A 19,189-nucleotide genomic window follows, 5' to 3' on the forward strand; every position below is an offset into this window, starting at 1 on the left:
ATCTACATTAAATAGAAGAATGAAAAACAGGGTGCGCAAATATAGTTTTTTTATCTGAATCCATGAACATTTCTTCGATACAGTTTGTTATTTCCGCAGGAAACTATTTACGCTATAAACAGATGAAAATAATTATTATTGGGGGAGTTGCAGGAGGAGCCACCACTGCTGCCCGAATCAGACGAGTAGATGAAACAGCTGAAATTGTCCTTTTAGAAAAAGGAAAGTACATATCATATGCCAATTGTGGCCTACCCTATTATATAGGAGGAGTGATAGAGGAACGGGATAAATTGTTCGTGCAAACACCCGAAGCCTTTTCTACACGCTTCCGCGTAGATGTACGCACAGAAAATGAAGTGATTTTCATTGACCGGAAAAGAAAAACAGTGACTGTCCGCCAAAGCAGTGAAGATACTTATGAAGAGAGCTATGATAAGTTAGTCATATCTACCGGAGCCTCTCCGGTACGCCCCCCTCTTCCCGGAATCGACCTAAGTGGAATCTTCACACTAAGGAATGTCACCGACACAGATCGGATCAAAGAATATATCAAGAACCACGCCCCACGAAAAGCTGTTGTCGTAGGAGCCGGATTTATCGGCCTTGAAATGGCGGAAAACTTACAGGCACAGGGAGCGAAAGTATCGATTGTGGAAATGGGCAATCAAGTGATGGCCCCTATCGACTTTTCGATGGCATCACTTGTTCACCAACATCTGATGGATAAAGGAGTAAACCTCTACTTGGAACAAGCTGTCGCCTCTTTTAGCCGGGATGGAAGAGGATTGAAAGTAACTTTCAAGAATGGCCTGTCAATTTCTGCCGACATCGTTATTCTATCTATCGGCGTCCGCCCGGAAACTAATCTGGCACGGGCTGCCGAACTGACTATCGGCCCTGCAGGAGGTATCGCCGTAAACGATTACCTGCAAACCTCTGACGAGTCTATTTATGCTATCGGTGACGCGATCGAGTTCCGCCACCCGATCACGGGCAAACCCTGGCTCAACTATCTCGCCGGACCTGCCAACCGTCAGGGACGTATCGTTGCGGACAATGTCCTCGGAGCAAAGATTCCTTACGAAGGCTCTATCGGTACTTCAATCGCAAAGGTTTTCGACATGACCGTTGCTTCAACCGGCTTACCCGGCAAGCGTCTGCGTCAGGAAGAGATAGACTATATGTCGTCTACCATTCATCCCGCTTCCCATGCCGGCTACTATCCGGATGCCATGCCGATGAGCATTAAAATCACTTTCGATAAAAAGACAGGAAGATTATATGGCGGACAAATCGTCGGTTACGATGGGGTGGACAAACGGATTGACGAACTCGCACTTGTCATCAAGCACGAGGGAACAATCTACGATCTGATGAAAGTTGAACAAGCGTATGCTCCTCCGTTCTCTTCGGCCAAAGATCCGGTAGCACTGGCAGGATATGTAGCTGAAGACATAATCACAGGTAGAACCAATCCTGTATACTGGAGAGAACTGCGGGACATTGAAATGGAAAATAAATTCCTGCTGGATGTCCGCACCCCGGATGAATTCTCATTGGGTAGCTTACCGGGTGCCGTGAATATTCCGTTGGATGAACTTCGCGACCGGTTGGCAGAATTGCCGAAAGATAAAATGATTTATACATTCTGTGCGGTGGGGCTACGGGGCTATCTTGCTTACCGTATACTGACACAACACGGATTTGACAAGGTACGTAATCTCTCGGGAGGGTTAAAGACTTATCGGGCTGCCACTGCTCCCATCATCATACGGGAAGAAAATGGAAACGAAACAGACGAATCACCCATACAGCAGGAAACTTCTTCCCAAGCCAGTCAGCCCAACGTTTCTACAGCTCCCGTCACTACTGCTGCAACTGATGTTTCCGCTACCCCCGCCAAAACAGTCCGGGTGGATGCCTGCGGGTTACAATGTCCCGGTCCGATTCTGAAAATGAAGAAAACAATGGATACACTGGTTTCAGGCGAACGGGTGGAAATCACCTCTACCGATCCCGGTTTTCCGCGCGACGCCGCCGCATGGTGCAGTTCGACGGGTAATCAACTGATTTCGAAAGATACCTCCGGAGGAAAATCTATTGTTGTCATAGAAAAAGGAGAACCAAAATCGTGCAATATTGTTACTTCATGTGAGGGCAAAGGAAAAACCTTCATCATGTTCAGTGATGATTTGGATAAAGCCTTGGCTACTTTTGTACTGGCAAACGGCGCAGCGGCTACAGGACAAAAAGTCACCATCTTCTTTACTTTCTGGGGACTGAACGTTATCAAGAAGTTGCACAAACCGGAAACCGAAAAGGATATTTTCGGAAAAATGTTTGGTATGATGCTGCCTTCCAGCTCCAAGAAACTGAAACTTTCTAAGATGAGCATGGGCGGAATGGGCGGAAAAATGATGCGGTATATCATGAACAAGAAAGGGATTGATTCACTGGAATCTTTGCGCCGGCAAGCTTTGGAAAACGGTGTGGAATTTATCGCTTGCCAGATGTCAATGGATGTGATGGGAGTAAAACAAGAAGAACTTCTGGATGAGGTGACCATTGGCGGCGTAGCAACGTATATGGAACGGGCGGATAACGCAAACGTTAATCTATTTATTTAAAAAATGAACTAATAAAATATTCAAATAAGGTATGAAAACAATATGTGCAATGCGTGATGTATTCAAAGCAATGGGAAACTTTGAAACAGCATTTGAAAAAATGTACCAGATAACGCTAAATGAAGCAATGATATTGTGTGCCCTCAAAGAGGCATCGGAGAAAGTGACGGCTACCAATCTGTCCAAGCAAACCGAGCTAAGCCCCTCACACACATCCAAAATGCTGCGAATACTGGAGGAAAAAGGGCTGATCATCCGGTCGCTCGGAAGTGAAGACCGGAGACAGATGTACTTCCACCTGACCCATACGGGCAAGCAACGAGTAAATGAACTGGAACTTGATAAGGTAGAGATACCCGATCTACTTAAACCCCTGTTTAAATAAACGGATTTTCAAACAATTATCTGTAAATAATGAACGGTGAGCAAACTCCCTGATAATGGGGCAGAGTGCTCACCGTTTTTCTTTAAACAGGGCAAAAGATATATGTTAATTTTCCGGCAAAAGAAATTTCCATCTGAACCTTTTTCCACCTTTCTTGTTGTTTCTATCAAAAGCCCAAGGTACCTGGGCGCGATTTTTATATAACCTAAACATTATAAAAGATATGAAGAAATTAATTCCTATTTTATTGGCGGTCTTTGCACTCGCTTCATGTGAAAAAGACCCGGACATGGGTAAGCTGGATGACAATTATCTGGTATACACTAACTACGACAAGAAAGCCGATTTCAAAGTTCCTACATTCTATCTGGCACCCCAGATTCTGGTGATTAGTGACAGTAAAGAACCGGAATATCTCGAAGGCGAAGGCGCAGAACAAATTCTGGCTGCTTATACAGACAATATGGAAGCTAGAGGTTACGAAGCGGCAGCCGACCAGGAAAGTGCAGATCTTGGTATCCAAGTGAGCTACATCGCAAGTACTTATTATTTCACCAGCTACGCACAACCTGAATGGTGGTGGGGTTATCCCGGATACTGGGGACCTGGCTACTGGGGTGGCAACTGGGGTGGCGGATGGTACTACCCGTACGCTGTAACTTACAGTTATAGTACTAACTCCTTCCTGACAGAAATGGTGAACTTGAAAGCTGAACAAGGGGACAGTAAAAAACTGCCTGTTGTATGGACAAGTTATCTGACCGGATTTGAGACTGGTTCCAAAGCTATCAACCGCACTCTCGCAGTAGAAGCTGTCAACCAATCATTCACTCAGTCACCTTATCTTACTAACAAATAAACAACTACAACTGTTATGAAAACAAGAAAAAATATATACTTCAAGGTAGTAGCCTTGGCGGCTATTGCCATCGCCTTCGCTATGCCGGCTAAGGCACAGTTATCAGACAACGGATATGCGAATATAGACTGGCAGTTCAACGCTCCATTAAGTAATCACTTTGCAGATAAAGCAAGCGGTTGGGGTATGAACTTCGAAGGTGGTTATTTCGTTACTCCTAACATTGGCTTGGGTCTTTTCCTGAACTATCACAGCAACCACGAATATGTAGGCCGCGAAACCTTCCAAATGGGTGCCGGTGAAGTTACTACCGACCAACAGCATACTATTTTCCAATTGCCTTTCGGTGCTGCTGCACGTTACCAGTGGAATCGTGGCGGGTCTTTCCAACCTTATGTCAGTGCTAAATTAGGTGCTGAATATGCAAAAGTCCGCTCTAACTTCAATATGCTGGAAGCAAGAGAAAACAGCTGGGGATTCTACGCTTCTCCTGAAGTAGGTATCAATGTATTCCCATGGGTTTACGGACCGGGCTTGCACTTTGCTTTGTACTACAGCTATGGTACCAACAAGGCTGACGTACTGCATTACAGTGTAGACGGATTGAGCAACTTCGGTTTCCGCTTGGGTGTATCGTTCTAAAAAGAACTGCAACTATCAGAATATTACGTTAATAATAAAAAAGGTAAAAGGTAGCTTTTAATATAGGCACCTTTTACCTTTCTTTTTTTATTTTTTCTTCATCGCATCATAAATAGCTCCCTGTATTCGCTCACGAATGTGCAGCTGGTTCAATTTGCGGTTCGTTACGTCCGGATAAATCCGGTTGCTAAGGAATACATAAACCAGTTCATTCACCGGGTCCACCCATGCACATGTACCGGTAAATCCGGTATGGCCATACACTTCGGCAGGTACGGCAGGAGCACAATTCCCTTTCTTCGGATCATCTGCATCGGGCTTGTCAAAGCCTAAACCACGCCGGCTGATCTTCGATGTTTCAGTAGTAAACAACTGACAGGTTTCCTTACTCAGATAGCGTTGACCGTCTATTTCCCCTCCATTCAGCAACATCTGATAAACGCGGGCTACATCACGGGCAGTAGAGAAAAGTCCGGCATTTCCAGCCAATCCGCCAAAGAAAGCGGAAGCCTCATCATGCACAAATCCCTGCAAAATTTCTTTACGCAAGAAACGGTCTTTATTAGAAGGAACAATTTCCGACTTGGCAAAACGGCGTAAAGGCAAATAACCAGTATGCTCCAACCCCATCGGTTCATAAAACTCACGTTGCAAATAGGCTTCCATAGACATACCGGCCAGTTGTTCCACCAACATTCCCAACAATATAAATCCTACATCACTATATACATAGCGTTTCTGCTTTAACGGAGCTTCTGCTATTTTCTCTTCTATCACCTTCCGGAAAGAACGGTTTAACCACAAGCTGTCACAGATCTGAACAATATAATCACCGGTTTTAACGGAAGAGACATATTCACTCTTGAACTTGAATTTCGGATTCGCCCATGAGGTGGTCCCCAACTGTAACGGATGGTGTGCATCTTTTCGTGCACTGAATAACCTTCCATCATAGCTATCCTTGTCAATAGCTTCCTGGTAGAAAGGAATCCAAGAGGGTAAACCGGATTGATGATACAGAATTTCCTGAATCGTTATATCTTTCTTATCAGTACGTTGCAAGAACGGCAAATGATCCGAAATCTTATCTGTCAGATTAAAACGTCCCTTATCGTAGAGTTTCATAATGGCAAGCAAGGTGCCCGTCGTTTTTGAAAGGGAAGCCAAATCGTAGATACTCGTAGATTCGACACGAGGACTTCCTTTGCCCGTATAAGTACCGAAAGCCTTATCGAACATAATATGACCGTTTTTCAGCACCACCACCTGGCAACCGGGATAAGCTCCCTGACGGACACCATCCAGTGCAATGGAATCAATCCGTTTTAGATGAACAGAAGAAAGCCCGTATTCTTCCGGAACGAAATGCAACGGTGTTTTAGGGGTAATAGTCACTCCTGCTCCCGTTGGGAACAGTTCTCCCAGACTTGCCGATAACTGTCCGTCTGCGGATGCCTTGGCAAATAACACATCTGCCACCTGACGCTGCACGTCACTATTATAACTATGTCCCAGCACCACCGCCGAAGCATGAGCCACCGCCCGCTGAATCTGCAACATCATCTTCCCGGGAGTAAAAAACAGATAAATGACCGGGCTTTCAGGAACAAATTTCGCAAAAAAAGACTGATAAGAAGCCAGCCGCTGTTCGCTGACGGCTACAATGATCCGTTTATAGGTAGACAGAGAATCACGCAACCGCTGATTTACCCCTTCCGGTTGATTGGCACGAAGGGAAAAACGAGCCAAAGACGTATAGCGGGAAAGTTGTTTCGCCAACGCATCAGTTTCTCCGGGATCTCCTACCTCGAGCAATGCAATCGTCTGCTCTTTGTCTGTATGCAGAGGGAGAATATGATTCTTGTTGTTCAGAACTGTTATTGCCGCAAAATTCAACCGACGAACCAAATCACGCGTTTGCGGACTGTTGATCCGTTGTTCCAGACCGGATAATTGTACATACGACTTTTTCTTGAGTCCCAACACATATTTATAAGTCAAGACCTTGCGGCATTTGCTTTCAATATCTTCGCGGGTCAACTCCCCTTTTTCAATGGCTTCCAATACGGCCGGTATCTCTTCCTTCAAGTTTCGGGGAGACAATACCATGTCATTACCTGCTTTCAAAGCCTGCAAACTGACATTTCCATTTCCCGCCACTCCTTTCATGGCAAGCGCATCGGTAAATATCAGTCCTTTGAACGCCAGTTCATCTGTCAGCAAATCGTATACGACATTGCGGGACAAGGAAGACGGAAGTCCACCAATCGGTTCTATCACCGGAACCTGCAAATGTCCTACCATCATACCGCCCAATCCGGCACGGATAGCTTCTTTAAAAGGATAAAGTTCCACACTGTCCAGACGCTCACGAGTGAAAGGAAGTACCGGAAGCGCCTTATGCGAATCGACATCGGTATCTCCATGTCCGGGAAAGTGTTTGCACACAGATAAAACCCCTCCGCTTTCCAAACCGGAAGCATAAGCGATTACCTTGTCAGCCACCTGTATCGGATCTTCTCCAAAAGAACGGGTATTGATAACGGGATTTTTAGGATTTATATTCACGTCCGCCACCGGAGCAAAGTTGACCTGTACTCCAATCTGCCGGCATTGACGGGCAACTTCACGCCCGTATTCATAGAGCAGCCGGTTGTCACGGATACATCCCAATACCATATTCCGTGGAAAAACAGGCATGCCACGCAGACGCATGGCCAGTCCCCATTCTCCATCAAAGGTAATCATCAAAGGGACTTTTGCCTGACGTTGCGCCCGGTTTGTCAGTTCAACCTGATTTTGCATCTTCCCACCGGAAAAGAGAAGTCCGCCCACTTTATAGGTGTCGATCACTTCGCGCAACAGTTCCAGGTTTCGTTTGGTATCTACCGGGGCAATGGTATAGATGAACAACTGCCCTACCTTTTCTTTAAAGGAAAGCTTATCCATAACCGAATCAACCCAGTGCCGGCAGTCCTTGTCCTGAAGGGCTTTATACACCAGCAGAGGTTCAACGGTTGTAGCATTTTGCGCCGGACTTGAAACCGTGCCGGCTGCGATAAAGAATAAAAGCGTTACTATTGAGGGGATTATCTTCATTTATGTTTCAAAGTCAAATCGAGACGGCCTACACGAACACCATTTTTTCCCGTGTGCATAACAGGCACCTCTTTTCCGTCCATATTCAAGTATGTTTTGGGGCCTTTCATAAATGTATGAGAGTGCCCGCCCAGAATCACGTCGATATTGCGTGTCCCGGCAACCAGATGTTCATCCATTTGAATGCCCAGATGAGACAGGCATACTACCAAATCACAACCTTCTTCGTCTTTCAACAAAGCAGCAATTTCGTTGGATACGCGGATAGGATCTTCATAAACGACTCCTTCGCATTTATTAGCCTGGATCATCCCTTCCGGTTGGGTTCCAAGGCCAAACACACCAATTCTCAAACCATATTTCTCAAGAACGACGTAGGGTTTAACTATATCTTTCAATACCGTAGCATCCAGATTATAGTTGGCACAAACAACCGGGAAATTAGCCATCTTGAAAATGCGTTCCATATTATCCACATCGAAATCAAACTCATGGTTACCGATAGTCATAGCATCATAACCCATTTCATTCATTAGTTTAACTTCCACTTCTCCGCGGAACATATTATAATAAGGTGTTCCCTGAGAAATATCTCCGCAATCGAAAAGCAGCACATTCTTATGCTCCTTGCGGAATTGTTCGAGAAAAGCAGCCCTACGAAGAAAACCGCCTTTGTTATAGTATTCGTCCCCCTTCTGGTTGACAGGTTCGATACGGCTATGCACATCGCTTGTTTGTAAAATAATCACTTCTTTGGTATCCTTATCTTGCGCAAAGATTGAGAAAGTAAAGCCCAATGCAAGACATAACAGGAATAATATCTGAAATCTTTTCATATTCAATATATTTTTAGATTCTCCTTTTTATTTTATGGTAATACGTCCATCCAGTTTGGAGGTAACCGCTTTGCCTTCGGCAGTCTGTTTGCGTACATAATCAAGAAATAGTCCGCGCAAGGTTGCATTTTCAGGGCATACTCTCTTTTCTGCCTGCAGAAAAGCATCCATCCGTCCGTTTCCATCTGCCAGATAGTCGATAGTAGCCACCGTGTAAAGCAGGTCATCCTTTAGTGGCTTTTCACCGACAAAGGCGTTCAGCAACTTTCCATCTTTGGTAATTTCAAGGCGGATACCGCTCACTCCTTCCCCATGTAAAGATGCAATCGCTTCAAAAAGACGTCTCAAGTCCGTCCCTTTCATAGTCAGCACGCAAAGGGAGTTCTCAAAAGGAAGAATTTCAAAAACATCTCCCACTGTGATATCTCCTGCAGGCAAAATATTTCGCAAGCCGCCCATGTTTACCAATCCCATATCGGCAGGTTTCCCCAACACCTGAACCGCCGCTTGTTGTAAAACACCTGCAACAAGGTTGGAAAGCAAGCTTTCAGGAGCTCCTTTTTCCATTTTCATCGCACTGGTACCGATGACTTCATACATCATCGCGTCCACCTTTTCCTTATAAGGCTTTAATATTTCGGCAGCTTTCGCGTTGGGATGGGTGTCCCAAACGGAATCAATCGTTATCATGCTACCCTCTACTTTAGTTACTTCGTACTGAGCCGTAGTCTCGCGTGCGGTCCGGCAGGAAGTAAACAGGAAGCCTCCTGCCAACGCTGCCACCATCAGATACTTTGCATAAGTCTGTTTCATGTTCGCTATTTTTAGATATGCTACAAATATACAAAAACATTTGGCTATCTGGCAAATAATTCGTTACTTTGCACCGCTTTCGCGCAATCGCTGTCAAGAGAAGAGATACTTGGTATGTTGCGTTGTAACGATGAAACAATTTAATAATAACAACAATGGATTTAATTAAAATTGCAGAAGAAGCATTCGCTACCGGAAAACAGCACCCGAGCTTCAAAGCAGGAGACACTGTAACAGTAGCATATCGTATTATTGAAGGTAACAAAGAACGTGTACAGTTGTACCGTGGTGTTGTTATCAAAATCGCCGGTCACGGAGACAAAAAACGTTTTACTGTACGTAAAATGTCAGGAACTGTAGGCGTAGAAAGAATTTTCCCAATCGAATCACCGGCTATCGATAGCATCGAAGTGAACAAGGTAGGTAAAGTTCGTCGCGCTAAATTGTACTACCTGCGTGCTCTTACTGGTAAGAAAGCTAGAATCAAAGAAAAAAGAGTTAACGGATAAGCCGAACTTTTCGATTCGAAATAAAAAAGGGAACTTCATTATGAGGTTCCCTTTTTTATTGTGCATTTTCTCAAACATTCTCATGCCTATGAGAAAAAATACTCATTGCAATGAGAATAATTTCTCATAGGTATGAGAATATTTTCTCACTACGGTGAGAATAACCCTTTGTCTGAATAAGCCGTATACGTCAGAAAGGACCAAATAAAACAAAGCCCCGAAAGTCATAAACTCCCGAGGCTTCATTACCTTTATTATAATAATGAAATGTTATTCTTTCAAATCTTTCAGTTCCCAAGCCAATGCACTGGCGCCCAATACAGCAGCATCAGAATCCTTCAATTCGGAAACGAGCAATTTAGTCTTGCCTTTATAGATATTCAGAATATTATCATCAATTGATTTCTGAATTGGTTTCATGATATAGTCACCGGACTTAGCCAAACCACCGAACAATACAATTGCTTCAGGACTGGAGAATGCAATAGCATCTGCCAGTGCTTCACCCAAGATGTTACCTGTAAAGCTAAAGATTTCCTGTGCCAGTTTATCACCTTGTACAGCTGCATCATACACATCTTTTGAAGTGATGTTTTCTGCAGGAATGTTACGAAGCAAGCTAGCATCCGTACGGGCAGCGAGGAATTCGCGGGCTGTACGAGCTACACCGGTAGCCGAGCAGTAGGTTTCCAGACATCCCTTACGACCGCAACCGCAAAGACGACCATCGCGACGGGCGATAACGTGTCCCAATTCACCAGCAAAACCGTCATGACCATACACCATCTGACCGTTGATAACGATACCGCTACCCACACCAGTACCCAGTGTAATCATGATAAAGTCTTTCATACCACGGGCAGCACCGTAAGTCATTTCACCGATAGCAGCAGCGTTTGCGTCGTTTGTCAAAGCAGTGGGAATACCCAGTCTTTCCTCAAACATGGCTGCCAACGGAAGAATTCCCTTCCAAGGCAGGTTCGGAGCAAATTCAATCGTTCCCGTATAGTAGTTACCATTCGGAGCACCGATACCGATACCTCTGATTTTATCAACACCACCATTAGCAATAATCAATGGAAGCAGACTTTTACACACTTCATCAGCGTATTCTTCCACTGTAGGGTAACCGGATGTTTTGATTGAACTGCTGGCAATAATAGTTCCGCGTGCGTCTACAATTCCAAAGACGGTATTCGTTCCGCCTATGTCAATACCTACTACGTAGGGTTTTTCCATGTTTGAATTCATGATACTTCTATTTAAAAGGGTTAGTTAATCATTAAGTTTACTGCACACAAATTACGTAAAGAAGATTGAGTCTACAAAATGTTTTTTGAAAAAAGTTCAACCTGTTTGCAACTTTTCGTATCTTTCACACGTCTAATAGTAGAAAATTATCAGAAAACAGAAACTAAATAAAGAAAATTGTGATACAACTAACGAATATCAACAAGACCTACAACAACGGAGCGCCTCTCCATGTACTTAAAGGTATCAATCTCAATATCGAACAGGGAGAATTTGTTTCTATCATGGGAGCATCCGGGTCTGGAAAATCAACTTTACTCAACATATTGGGAATCCTCGACAACTACGATACCGGAGATTATTATCTGAACAACGTACTCATCAAGAACTTGAGCGAGACCAAAGCTGCCGAATATCGCAACCGTATGATCGGATTTATCTTCCAGTCATTCAATCTGATTTCCTTTAAAAATGCCGTAGAGAATGTAGCACTTCCTTTATTCTATCAAGGAATAAGTCGCAAAAAACGGAATGCACTTGCCTTGGAATATCTCGACCGCCTGGGTTTAAAAGACTGGGCGCATCACATGCCGAACGAAATGAGTGGCGGTCAGAAACAACGTGTGGCCATCGCACGGGCTTTAATCACTCAACCACAAATCATTCTGGCAGATGAGCCAACAGGAGCTTTGGATAGTAAAACTTCTGTAGAAGTAATGCAGATTCTGAAAGATCTTCATAAACAGGGAATGACGATTGTCGTTGTCACCCACGAAAGTGGAGTCGCCAACCAGACAGACAAGATTATACATATCAAAGACGGAATCATCGAACGTATTGAAGATAATATCGACCATGACGCTTCTCCTTTCGGAAAAGACGGGATTATGAAATAAGTATTAAGTATTAATTCCATGCGGCCACAGCGCAGCCTAATACTTAATACTTGATACTCATTACTTAATACTTAAAAAAATGATTGACATCTGGCAAGAAATATATAGTACCATCAAACGTAACAAGCTTAGGACTTTTCTCACAGGATTTGCCGTGGCATGGGGAATCTTTATGCTTATCGTCCTGCTAGGTGCAGGCAACGGACTGATCCACGCATTCGAGCAATCGGCTTCCGAACGTGCCATGAACTCCATCAAGATTTTTCCGGGATGGACCAGCAAATCATACGACGGACTGAAAGAAGGAAGACGGGTGCAACTGGACAATAAAGACATGGATGCTACCAGTCATTATTTCCCGAATCATGTCATCAAGGCCGGAGCAACCGTATGGCAGGGAGATGTAAATCTTAGCTTCGGGCAAGAATACGTCAGTTTGAGCCTTTCCGGCGTATATCCCAACCATACAGAGGTAGAAGTGGTGAAACTCTTCAAAGGACGTTTTATCAATGAGATTGATATTAAAGAGCGCCGGAAAGTAATTGTGCTCCATAAAAAGACAGCAGAAATTCTTTTTGATAAAACCCATACCGAACCAATCGGACAGTTTGTCAATGCCGGTAATGTGGTTTATCAGGTAGTAGGTCTCTACAATGATAAAGGAGATAGCGGTGACAGCGATGCATACATTCCTTTTACCACTCTTCAAACGATTTATAACAAAGGAGACAAGCTGAATAACCTGGTCATGACTACCAAAAATCTGGAAACAATTGAGGCCAATGAGGCTTTTGAAGCCCATTACCGCAAAGTATTGGGAGCCAATCATCGTTTTGACCCGACAGACCACAGCGCTATCTGGATCTGGAATCGTTTTACCAACTATTTGCAACAGCAGCAAGGCTCGAATATGCTACGTATTGCTATTTGGGTAATCGGTATCTTCACATTGCTAAGCGGAATCGTAGGAGTTTCCAACATTATGCTGATTACCGTAAAAGAACGTACCCGCGAATTTGGTATTCGTAAGGCTTTGGGAGCCAAGCCGCTTTCCATTCTCTGGTTGATTATCGTAGAGAGTGTCACCATCACCACCATATTCGGATACATCGGCATGGTAGCCGGTATCGGAGTGACCGAATGGATGAACAGTGCCTTCGGCAATCAGACAATGGATACCGGAATGTGGACGGAAACTGTTTTCCTGAACCCGACAGTAGATATAAGAATCGCCATACAGGCTACACTCACATTAATAATAGCTGGTACGTTAGCCGGATTATTCCCTGCCCGAAAAGCAGTCAGCATCCGGCCAATCGAAGCACTTAGAGCAGATTAAGACTATGAGAATAGACATGGATACGTGTGAGGAAATCCTCATCACCATTACAAGAAATAAGACGAGAAGCCTGCTGACTGCATTCGGTGTTTTCTGGGGAATCTTCATGCTCGTCGCCCTCATCGGCGGCGGACAAGGATTGGAAGACATGATGAAAAAGAACTTTGAAGGATTTGCCACCAATTCCGGTTTCCTTGCCTCGCAAAGAACGGGTGAGGCTTACAAAGGCTTCCGCAAAGGGAGATGGTGGAATCTGGAATCTACCGACATCGACCGTCTTCGCTCCCAAGTGAAAGAGGTGGAGATCATTACTCCGTCCGTAGCCCGTTGGGGTTCCAAAGCCGTATATGAAGATAAGAAATATGATTGTAGCGTGAAAGGACTGTATCCGGATTATCTCCACATTGAATCGCAGGAAATGGCATACGGCAGGTTCATCAATGAGGTGGATATAAAGGAAGCACGCAAAGTATGTGTCATCGGAAAACGAATTTATGAAAGTCTTTTCAAACCGGGAGAAGACCCGTGTGGCAAATATGTAAGAGTAGATGGCATTTATTATCAAGTGATTGGCATGTCTTCTTCCGAAGGTGATATGAATATACAGGGGCGGGCGTCAGAAGCCGTCACTCTTCCTTTCACTACGATGCAGCAGACTTACAACATGGGAGGACAAATCGATGTGATCTGTTTCACCGCGAAGCATGGAGTCAAAGTGTCTGAAGTACAACCCCAAATGGAACAGGTCATTAAAGCCGCACATTATATCTCTCCGGATGACAAACAAGCTGTCATGTGCCTGAATGCCGAAGCCATGTTCTCTATGGTCGATAACTTGTTTACCGGTATCAACATACTGGTTTGGATGGTAGGATTGGGAACTTTGCTGGCAGGTGCCATCGGCGTATCCAATATTATGATGGTGACCGTCAAAGAACGTACCACCGAAATCGGTATCCGCCGGGCGATCGGCGCACGACCGAAAGATATCCTGCAGCAAATTCTATCGGAAAGTATGGTACTTACTACCATTGCGGGAATGTGTGGAATTTCCTTTGCCGTCATGGTATTGCAACTGGTTGAGATGGGAGCAAATGCTGACGGAGGGGATGTCCGTTTTCAAGTTACTTTCGGACTGGCAATCGGCACTTGTGCGCTTCTGATTGCACTGGGCATGTTGGCAGGTCTGGCACCTGCTTACCGGGCCATGGCTATCAAACCGATTGAAGCAATCCGGGATGAATAAGGAGATTGGACGATTGGACAATTTACGATTTACGATTGAGAAATCATTGTAGAGCGGGTGTTGTTCAATTGTTTAGAGACGTAGAGATTTCAATCATCAACCGTAAATAATAAAATCATAAATAAAATCATGAAAAAGTATCTGAAAATCACATTATTGGTAGTCGTTGCTATCATTCTTGTCGGAACATTCGTATTCCTTTATCAGAAATCCAAGCCTAAGGTAATCACTTACGAAACAGTAAGACCGGAAATGACTGACCTCCAAAAAACGACAGTAGCTACCGGAAAGGTGGAACCGAGAGACGAAATTTTAATCAAACCGCAAATTTCGGGCATTATCGACGAAGTATATAAAGAAGCCGGACAAGCCGTAAGAAAAGGGGAAGTTATTGCCAAAGTAAAAGTAATCCCTGAACTCGGACAACTGAATTCTGCAGAAAGTCGTGTGCGCCTGGCAGAAATTAATGCAACACAGGCAGAAACGGATTTCGCCCGTGTGAAGAAGTTGTATGACGGTCAGTTAATCAGCCGGGAGGAATACGAGAAAAGTGAAGTGGCTTTGAAGCAGGCTCGCGAAGAAAGACAGACGGCCAAAGACAATCTGGAAATCGTAAAAGAAGGAATTACCAAAAACAGTGCCTCCTTCAGTAGCACGATGATTCGCTCTACCATTGACGGGTTAATTCTGGACGTACCTGTAAAAGCGGGTAATTCCGTGATTATGAGTAACACGTTCAATGATGGAACCACGATTGCTACGGTAGCCAACATGAACGACATGATTTTCCGTGGTAATATTGATGAAACAGAAGTGGGACGTATCCACGAACAAATGCCGATCAAGCTGACCATCGGAGCTTTACAGAATCTGACATTCAACGCCATTCTGGAATATATCTCTCCGAAAGGGGTGGAAACCAATGGAGCCAACCAGTTTGAAATCAAGGCTGCGATTACCATTCCGGATTCTGTTCAGATTCGTTCCGGATATTCGGCTAATGCGGAAATCGTGTTACAAAGAGCCAATCAGGTTTTGGCAGTGCCCGAAAGCACTGTTGAATTTAGTGGTGACTCTACATTTGTGTACATCATGACAGATTCAGTGCCCGAACAAAAGTTCCAGCGTACACAGGTGACTGCCGGTATGAGTGATGGAATCAAGATAGAAATCAAGAAAGGGGTAACCGTTCAGGACAAAATACGTGGTGCAGAGAAAAAAGATAAATAATTTAGTTTGACCTATAACAATGAGAATAAAAACAGCAATCATATGCCTTGTGGGAGCAATCACTTGCTCCGCTCAAGAATCTGAAGTTCCGTTACACAACTATTCGCTACGTCAATGTATTGACTACGCCATCAGTCATAATATCACCGTTCGCCAATCTGCCAATAATGTAGAACAAAGTGCCGTTGATATAAGTACCGCCAAGTGGGCACGCTTGCCAAACCTTAACGGCTCTGCCGGACAAAATTGGCGCTGGGGACGTAACAGTGTGACAGAGACTGATAAAGATGGAAATCAATATCAAGTTTATAAGAACACATATAATTATGGAACTAACGCATCTCTTTCGACAGAAATTCCGCTTTTCACTGGTTTTGAGATACCCAATCAATATGCACTAGCCAAACTAAATTTCAAAGCAGCCACAGCCGATTTGGAGAAAGCGAAAGAAGATATAGCGATTCAGGTTGCTTCTGCGTATTTAAAAGTTCTGTTAACTCAGGAACTGAAACAAGTAGCAATCAACCAGGTTGAACTCAGCAAAGAGCAGTCCAACCGAATCGTCCGGCTTTTTGAAGTAGGCAAAGCTTCGCCTTCAGAAGTAGCGGAAGCGAAATCCCGTGTTGCTCAAGACGAATTAAGTGTAACGCAGTCCGATAATGATTACCAACTAGCACTCCTCGACCTAAGCCAACTACTAGAATTAAGTAATCCGCACCTTCTCTCCATACAGAAGGCTGACACCACATTTGTCACTACCCTGCTGACGCCTCCAGATGAAATTTACCAATATGCAGTTACCAACAAACCGGAGATTCAAGCAGCACAATACAGATTATTGGGGAGTGAAAAAAGTATCCGTATTGCACAAAGCGGTTTCTATCCGCAACTCAATCTAGGGGGAAATTGGGGAACGGGATTCTCTTCTGATTTAAAAAATAATTTCGGAACTCAAATGCGAGAGAATCGAAACAAAAGCATTGCTTTCAGTCTCAGTGTACCTTTATTCAATCGGTTCGCTACTCGGAACCGCGTTCGTACAGCACGTTTACAACACTTCAATCAGAATCTGAAACTGGATAATGCCAAAAAGGTTCTTTATAAAGAGATTCAGCAGGCTTGGTACAATGCTTTAGCTGCAGAAAGCAAATACAATTCCAGTGAAGTGGCAGTGAAAGCCAGCGAAGAGTCTTTCCGACTCATGAACGAAAAGTTTAATAATGGCAAAGCTACCTTTGTGGAATACAATGAAGCCAAACTTAATCTGACGAAAGCTCTTTCGGATAAGTTGCAGGCAAAATACGACTATCTGTTCCGGACTAAAATTCTGGACTTCTACAAAGGACAGGTCATTGAATAAAAAAGAAATAAAGTTGAGTTTAGTATAGTAGTTCCTTAAAACATATCCGTTGGTTCATTCGTTATTATAGAAAGAACTAACGGATATGAAGTATTTTATCGTCATAGTGATTATAATGATTAGTAATATATTTTTAGGAGTTGCTAAACCAATGAAGAATCAAGCAGAAATCTATTTTGCGGGAGGATGTTTCTGGGGAACAGAACATTTCCTGAAACAAATTCGAGGAGTAGAAAGTACTCAGGTAGGATATGCCAACAGTAATGTTGCCAATCCGAGTTATGAACAGGTTTGTTCCGGAAAAACCAATGCTGCCGAAACAGTAAAGGTGGTTTATGATCCGAAAACGGTAGATTTGAATTTACTGCTCGATCTATATTTCAAGACAATAGATCCTACCAGCCTCAACCGGCAAGGTAATGACCGGGGAACACAGTATAGAACCGGAATTTATTATGTAGATAAAGAAGATCTCCCTGTCATCAAGCAGGCAATTCAATTATTATCCGCACAATATAAAACTCCTATTGTCCTAGAAGTAAAGCCATTGACTAATTTCTATCCGGCAGAGACTTACCACCAGGACTATCTGGATAAAAATCCGGGTGGATACTGCCATATCAATCCTGCTTTATTCGAAATGGCACGCAAAGCGAATGCGCCGAAAGCTAAAGTGTATCAAAAAGCGGATGATGCAACCCTTCGTAAGAAACTCTCGGCGGAACAATATGCCGTAACCCAAAAGAATGCCACCGAACCAGCTTTCCACAATGAATACTGGAATGAGCATCGTCCCGGCATTTATGTAGATATTACTACCGGAGAACCTCTGTTTGTTTCTACTGACAAGTTCGATTCAGGTTGCGGGTGGCCAAGCTTTTCCCAACCAATTCAAAAAGATCTGATCGCAGAAAAGAAAGATACTTCGCACGGCATGATACGTACGGAAGTACGCAGTAAAACCGGAGATGCTCATTTGGGACACGTATTCACAGATGGGCCGAAAGAGAAAGGTGGATTACGTTATTGCATCAATAGCGCTTCACTTCGTTTTATCCCGAAAGATAAAATGAAAGAGGAAGGTTATGGAGAATATCTACCACTCGTTAAATAAATATTGAAGAGTTACAAAAGCTAATCATAACTGTTCATCAGATAAACAGAACGGTGGATTATCCCATAAGGAAATCCACCGTTTTTAATGTAGTTAAATTAAAAGAGAGAGAAGGAGTTTCACAACTCCGATTTATTTTTATCTGCTGGCAGTCAGCAGAGTTGCTTCATTAGTTGCCGGAGCAGACACATTCATAGCCCAGCTGGAACCGGATTCTTCAATCCATTTATCATTCCATTTGTAGTTCATATAAGCAACCGGCATATTAGCGTCGTTCAGTTCATAAACACTCTTTTCAACAGATGCGTCGTAAGCTCTGTGAGAGTCATTCCAACGTGCGTATACCAAAGTGATTTCATTAGATGAATAAGTATAATCAATCTTGAAGTACGGTATCCATTTTTCAATAGAAGCATCCCATTTGAAAGCTTCTTTGGAGGATATTCTCTTCTGATCGTCATAAGTAAAATCATATTTCATGTGGCGATAGAGAGAACCATCGAGTCTGTAAATCACTTTCGATACTACGAGATCATCTACTTTTTCTTCATTAGTAATGAAGTTATTACCCTGTGCCTTCACTGTTGCATTAGCGATTCCTGCAAATACCATAGCAACTAAAACGATCATTCTGAATAATACTGTAGTCTTCATAATTGTATATTTTTTATTTGTTCAACATTCTGTTTTTATTCTTCTGTTTATTAGACGGATCAAGCGTCTCAAACGGTTGCAACCTTCTGAAGTTTTTCTCATTTTTCTTCGTTGTCCGCTTGCGACTATAGAGATGCAACGAGCGTGCCAAAAAGATAACCAACTAATAATCAACGGAATCACAAAACAGAACGGTGTACGAAAACGGACAGTTGTACGCTCAAAAGCGAACAACCAACCATTTTTTCGTATTTTCTTTTTTCTACTGATGGATATAACTCTAAAAAAGAGGAAAATACTCCGCCTGTTGCCCGAATTATTATCTA

General features: G+C 43.5%; 16 protein-coding genes. 11 read left to right on the plus strand and 5 right to left on the minus strand.

The features are described 5' to 3' along the window. The first annotated feature begins 122 nt into the window (after positions 1-122). The 4 genes from I2I13_RS15355 (at position 123) to I2I13_RS15370 (ending at position 4,516) form a co-directional block, all read left to right on the plus strand. Entirely contained in the window at positions 123-2,630 is a 2,508-nt protein-coding gene (locus tag I2I13_RS15355; RefSeq protein ID WP_195649915.1) for an FAD-dependent oxidoreductase, read from the plus strand. A 31-nt stretch (positions 2,631-2,661) separates the two neighbouring features. After that, positions 2,662-3,015 carry a MarR family winged helix-turn-helix transcriptional regulator gene (locus I2I13_RS15360; RefSeq protein ID WP_148367106.1) on the plus strand — a complete coding sequence of 118 codons (354 nt, stop codon included), beginning with the start codon at positions 2,662-2,664 and terminating at the stop codon, positions 3,013-3,015. A 223-nt stretch (positions 3,016-3,238) separates the two neighbouring features. Further along, the gene (locus I2I13_RS15365) at positions 3,239-3,874 is read left to right on the plus strand and encodes a DUF4136 domain-containing protein (RefSeq protein WP_074558601.1); all 636 of its coding nucleotides are present in this window, start codon (positions 3,239-3,241) and stop codon (positions 3,872-3,874) included. A gap of 15 nt (positions 3,875-3,889) precedes the next feature. Further along, complete coding sequence (locus I2I13_RS15370) at positions 3,890-4,516, plus strand: porin family protein (RefSeq protein ID WP_004307005.1); 627 nt, start codon at positions 3,890-3,892, stop codon at positions 4,514-4,516. Positions 4,517-4,603: 87 nt separating this feature from the next. Here I2I13_RS15370 and I2I13_RS15375 read toward each other — a convergent pair whose 3' ends face one another. Genes I2I13_RS15375 through I2I13_RS15385 form a run of 3 tightly spaced genes read right to left on the minus strand, consistent with a single transcriptional unit; the run spans position 4,604 to position 9,264 of the window. After that, a complete protein-coding gene (locus I2I13_RS15375) occupies positions 4,604-7,615 on the minus strand; it encodes a glycoside hydrolase family 3 N-terminal domain-containing protein (protein WP_195649916.1) in 3,012 nt (1,003 codons plus the stop codon). After that, the gene (locus I2I13_RS15380; protein ID WP_148367104.1) at positions 7,612-8,451 is read right to left on the minus strand and encodes a bifunctional UDP-sugar hydrolase/5'-nucleotidase; all 840 of its coding nucleotides are present in this window, start codon (positions 8,449-8,451) and stop codon (positions 7,612-7,614) included. Before I2I13_RS15380 ends, I2I13_RS15375 begins: the two co-directional genes overlap by 4 nt. 27 nt (positions 8,452-8,478) lie before the next feature. Then, a complete protein-coding gene (locus tag I2I13_RS15385; RefSeq protein WP_148367103.1) occupies positions 8,479-9,264 on the minus strand; it encodes a 5'-nucleotidase C-terminal domain-containing protein in 786 nt (261 codons plus the stop codon). A 155-nt stretch (positions 9,265-9,419) separates the two neighbouring features. On the opposite strand from I2I13_RS15385, the gene rplS reads away from it, so the two are divergent. After that, positions 9,420-9,773, plus strand: coding sequence for a 50S ribosomal protein L19 (gene rplS, locus I2I13_RS15390; RefSeq protein WP_022011470.1), 354 nt, complete (start codon positions 9,420-9,422; stop codon positions 9,771-9,773). A 270-nt stretch (positions 9,774-10,043) separates the two neighbouring features. Here rplS and I2I13_RS15395 read toward each other — a convergent pair whose 3' ends face one another. After that, positions 10,044-11,024 (minus strand): ROK family protein, encoded by a 981-nt coding sequence (locus I2I13_RS15395; protein WP_117512773.1) that lies wholly within the window; start codon positions 11,022-11,024, stop codon positions 10,044-10,046. Positions 11,025-11,203: 179 nt separating this feature from the next. Here I2I13_RS15395 and I2I13_RS15400 point away from each other — a divergent pair, with 179 nt between their 5' ends. From I2I13_RS15400 to msrB, 6 genes are all read left to right on the plus strand, one after another. Continuing rightward, positions 11,204-11,920, plus strand: coding sequence for an ABC transporter ATP-binding protein (locus I2I13_RS15400; protein ID WP_117512775.1), 717 nt, complete (start codon positions 11,204-11,206; stop codon positions 11,918-11,920). A gap of 79 nt (positions 11,921-11,999) precedes the next feature. Then, positions 12,000-13,259 (plus strand): ABC transporter permease, encoded by a 1,260-nt coding sequence (locus I2I13_RS15405; RefSeq protein ID WP_117512777.1) that lies wholly within the window; start codon positions 12,000-12,002, stop codon positions 13,257-13,259. A gap of 4 nt (positions 13,260-13,263) precedes the next feature. Continuing rightward, positions 13,264-14,505 carry an ABC transporter permease gene (locus I2I13_RS15410; RefSeq protein ID WP_195649917.1) on the plus strand — a complete coding sequence of 414 codons (1,242 nt, stop codon included), beginning with the start codon at positions 13,264-13,266 and terminating at the stop codon, positions 14,503-14,505. 129 nt (positions 14,506-14,634) lie between these two features. Beyond that, complete coding sequence (locus I2I13_RS15415) at positions 14,635-15,735, plus strand: efflux RND transporter periplasmic adaptor subunit (protein ID WP_122136268.1); 1,101 nt, start codon at positions 14,635-14,637, stop codon at positions 15,733-15,735. 19 nt (positions 15,736-15,754) lie between these two features. Further along, positions 15,755-17,095: a TolC family protein gene (locus I2I13_RS15420; protein ID WP_195649918.1), complete on the plus strand. Its 1,341-nt coding sequence runs from the start codon at positions 15,755-15,757 to the stop codon at positions 17,093-17,095. A gap of 85 nt (positions 17,096-17,180) precedes the next feature. Continuing rightward, positions 17,181-18,209 carry a peptide-methionine (R)-S-oxide reductase MsrB gene (gene msrB / locus I2I13_RS15425; RefSeq protein ID WP_148367099.1) on the plus strand — a complete coding sequence of 343 codons (1,029 nt, stop codon included), beginning with the start codon at positions 17,181-17,183 and terminating at the stop codon, positions 18,207-18,209. Between the two features lie 138 nt (positions 18,210-18,347). Here the strand turns inward: msrB and I2I13_RS15430 are convergent, their stop codons facing one another. Further along, complete coding sequence (locus I2I13_RS15430) at positions 18,348-18,863, minus strand: DUF3836 domain-containing protein (protein ID WP_195649919.1); 516 nt, start codon at positions 18,861-18,863, stop codon at positions 18,348-18,350. Positions 18,864-19,189 lie beyond the last annotated feature (326 nt).

The sequence above is a fragment of the Bacteroides sp. D55t1_190419_B8 genome (assembly GCF_015558905.1).
Taxonomy (GTDB): Bacteria; Bacteroidota; Bacteroidia; order Bacteroidales; family Bacteroidaceae; genus Bacteroides; species Bacteroides vicugnae.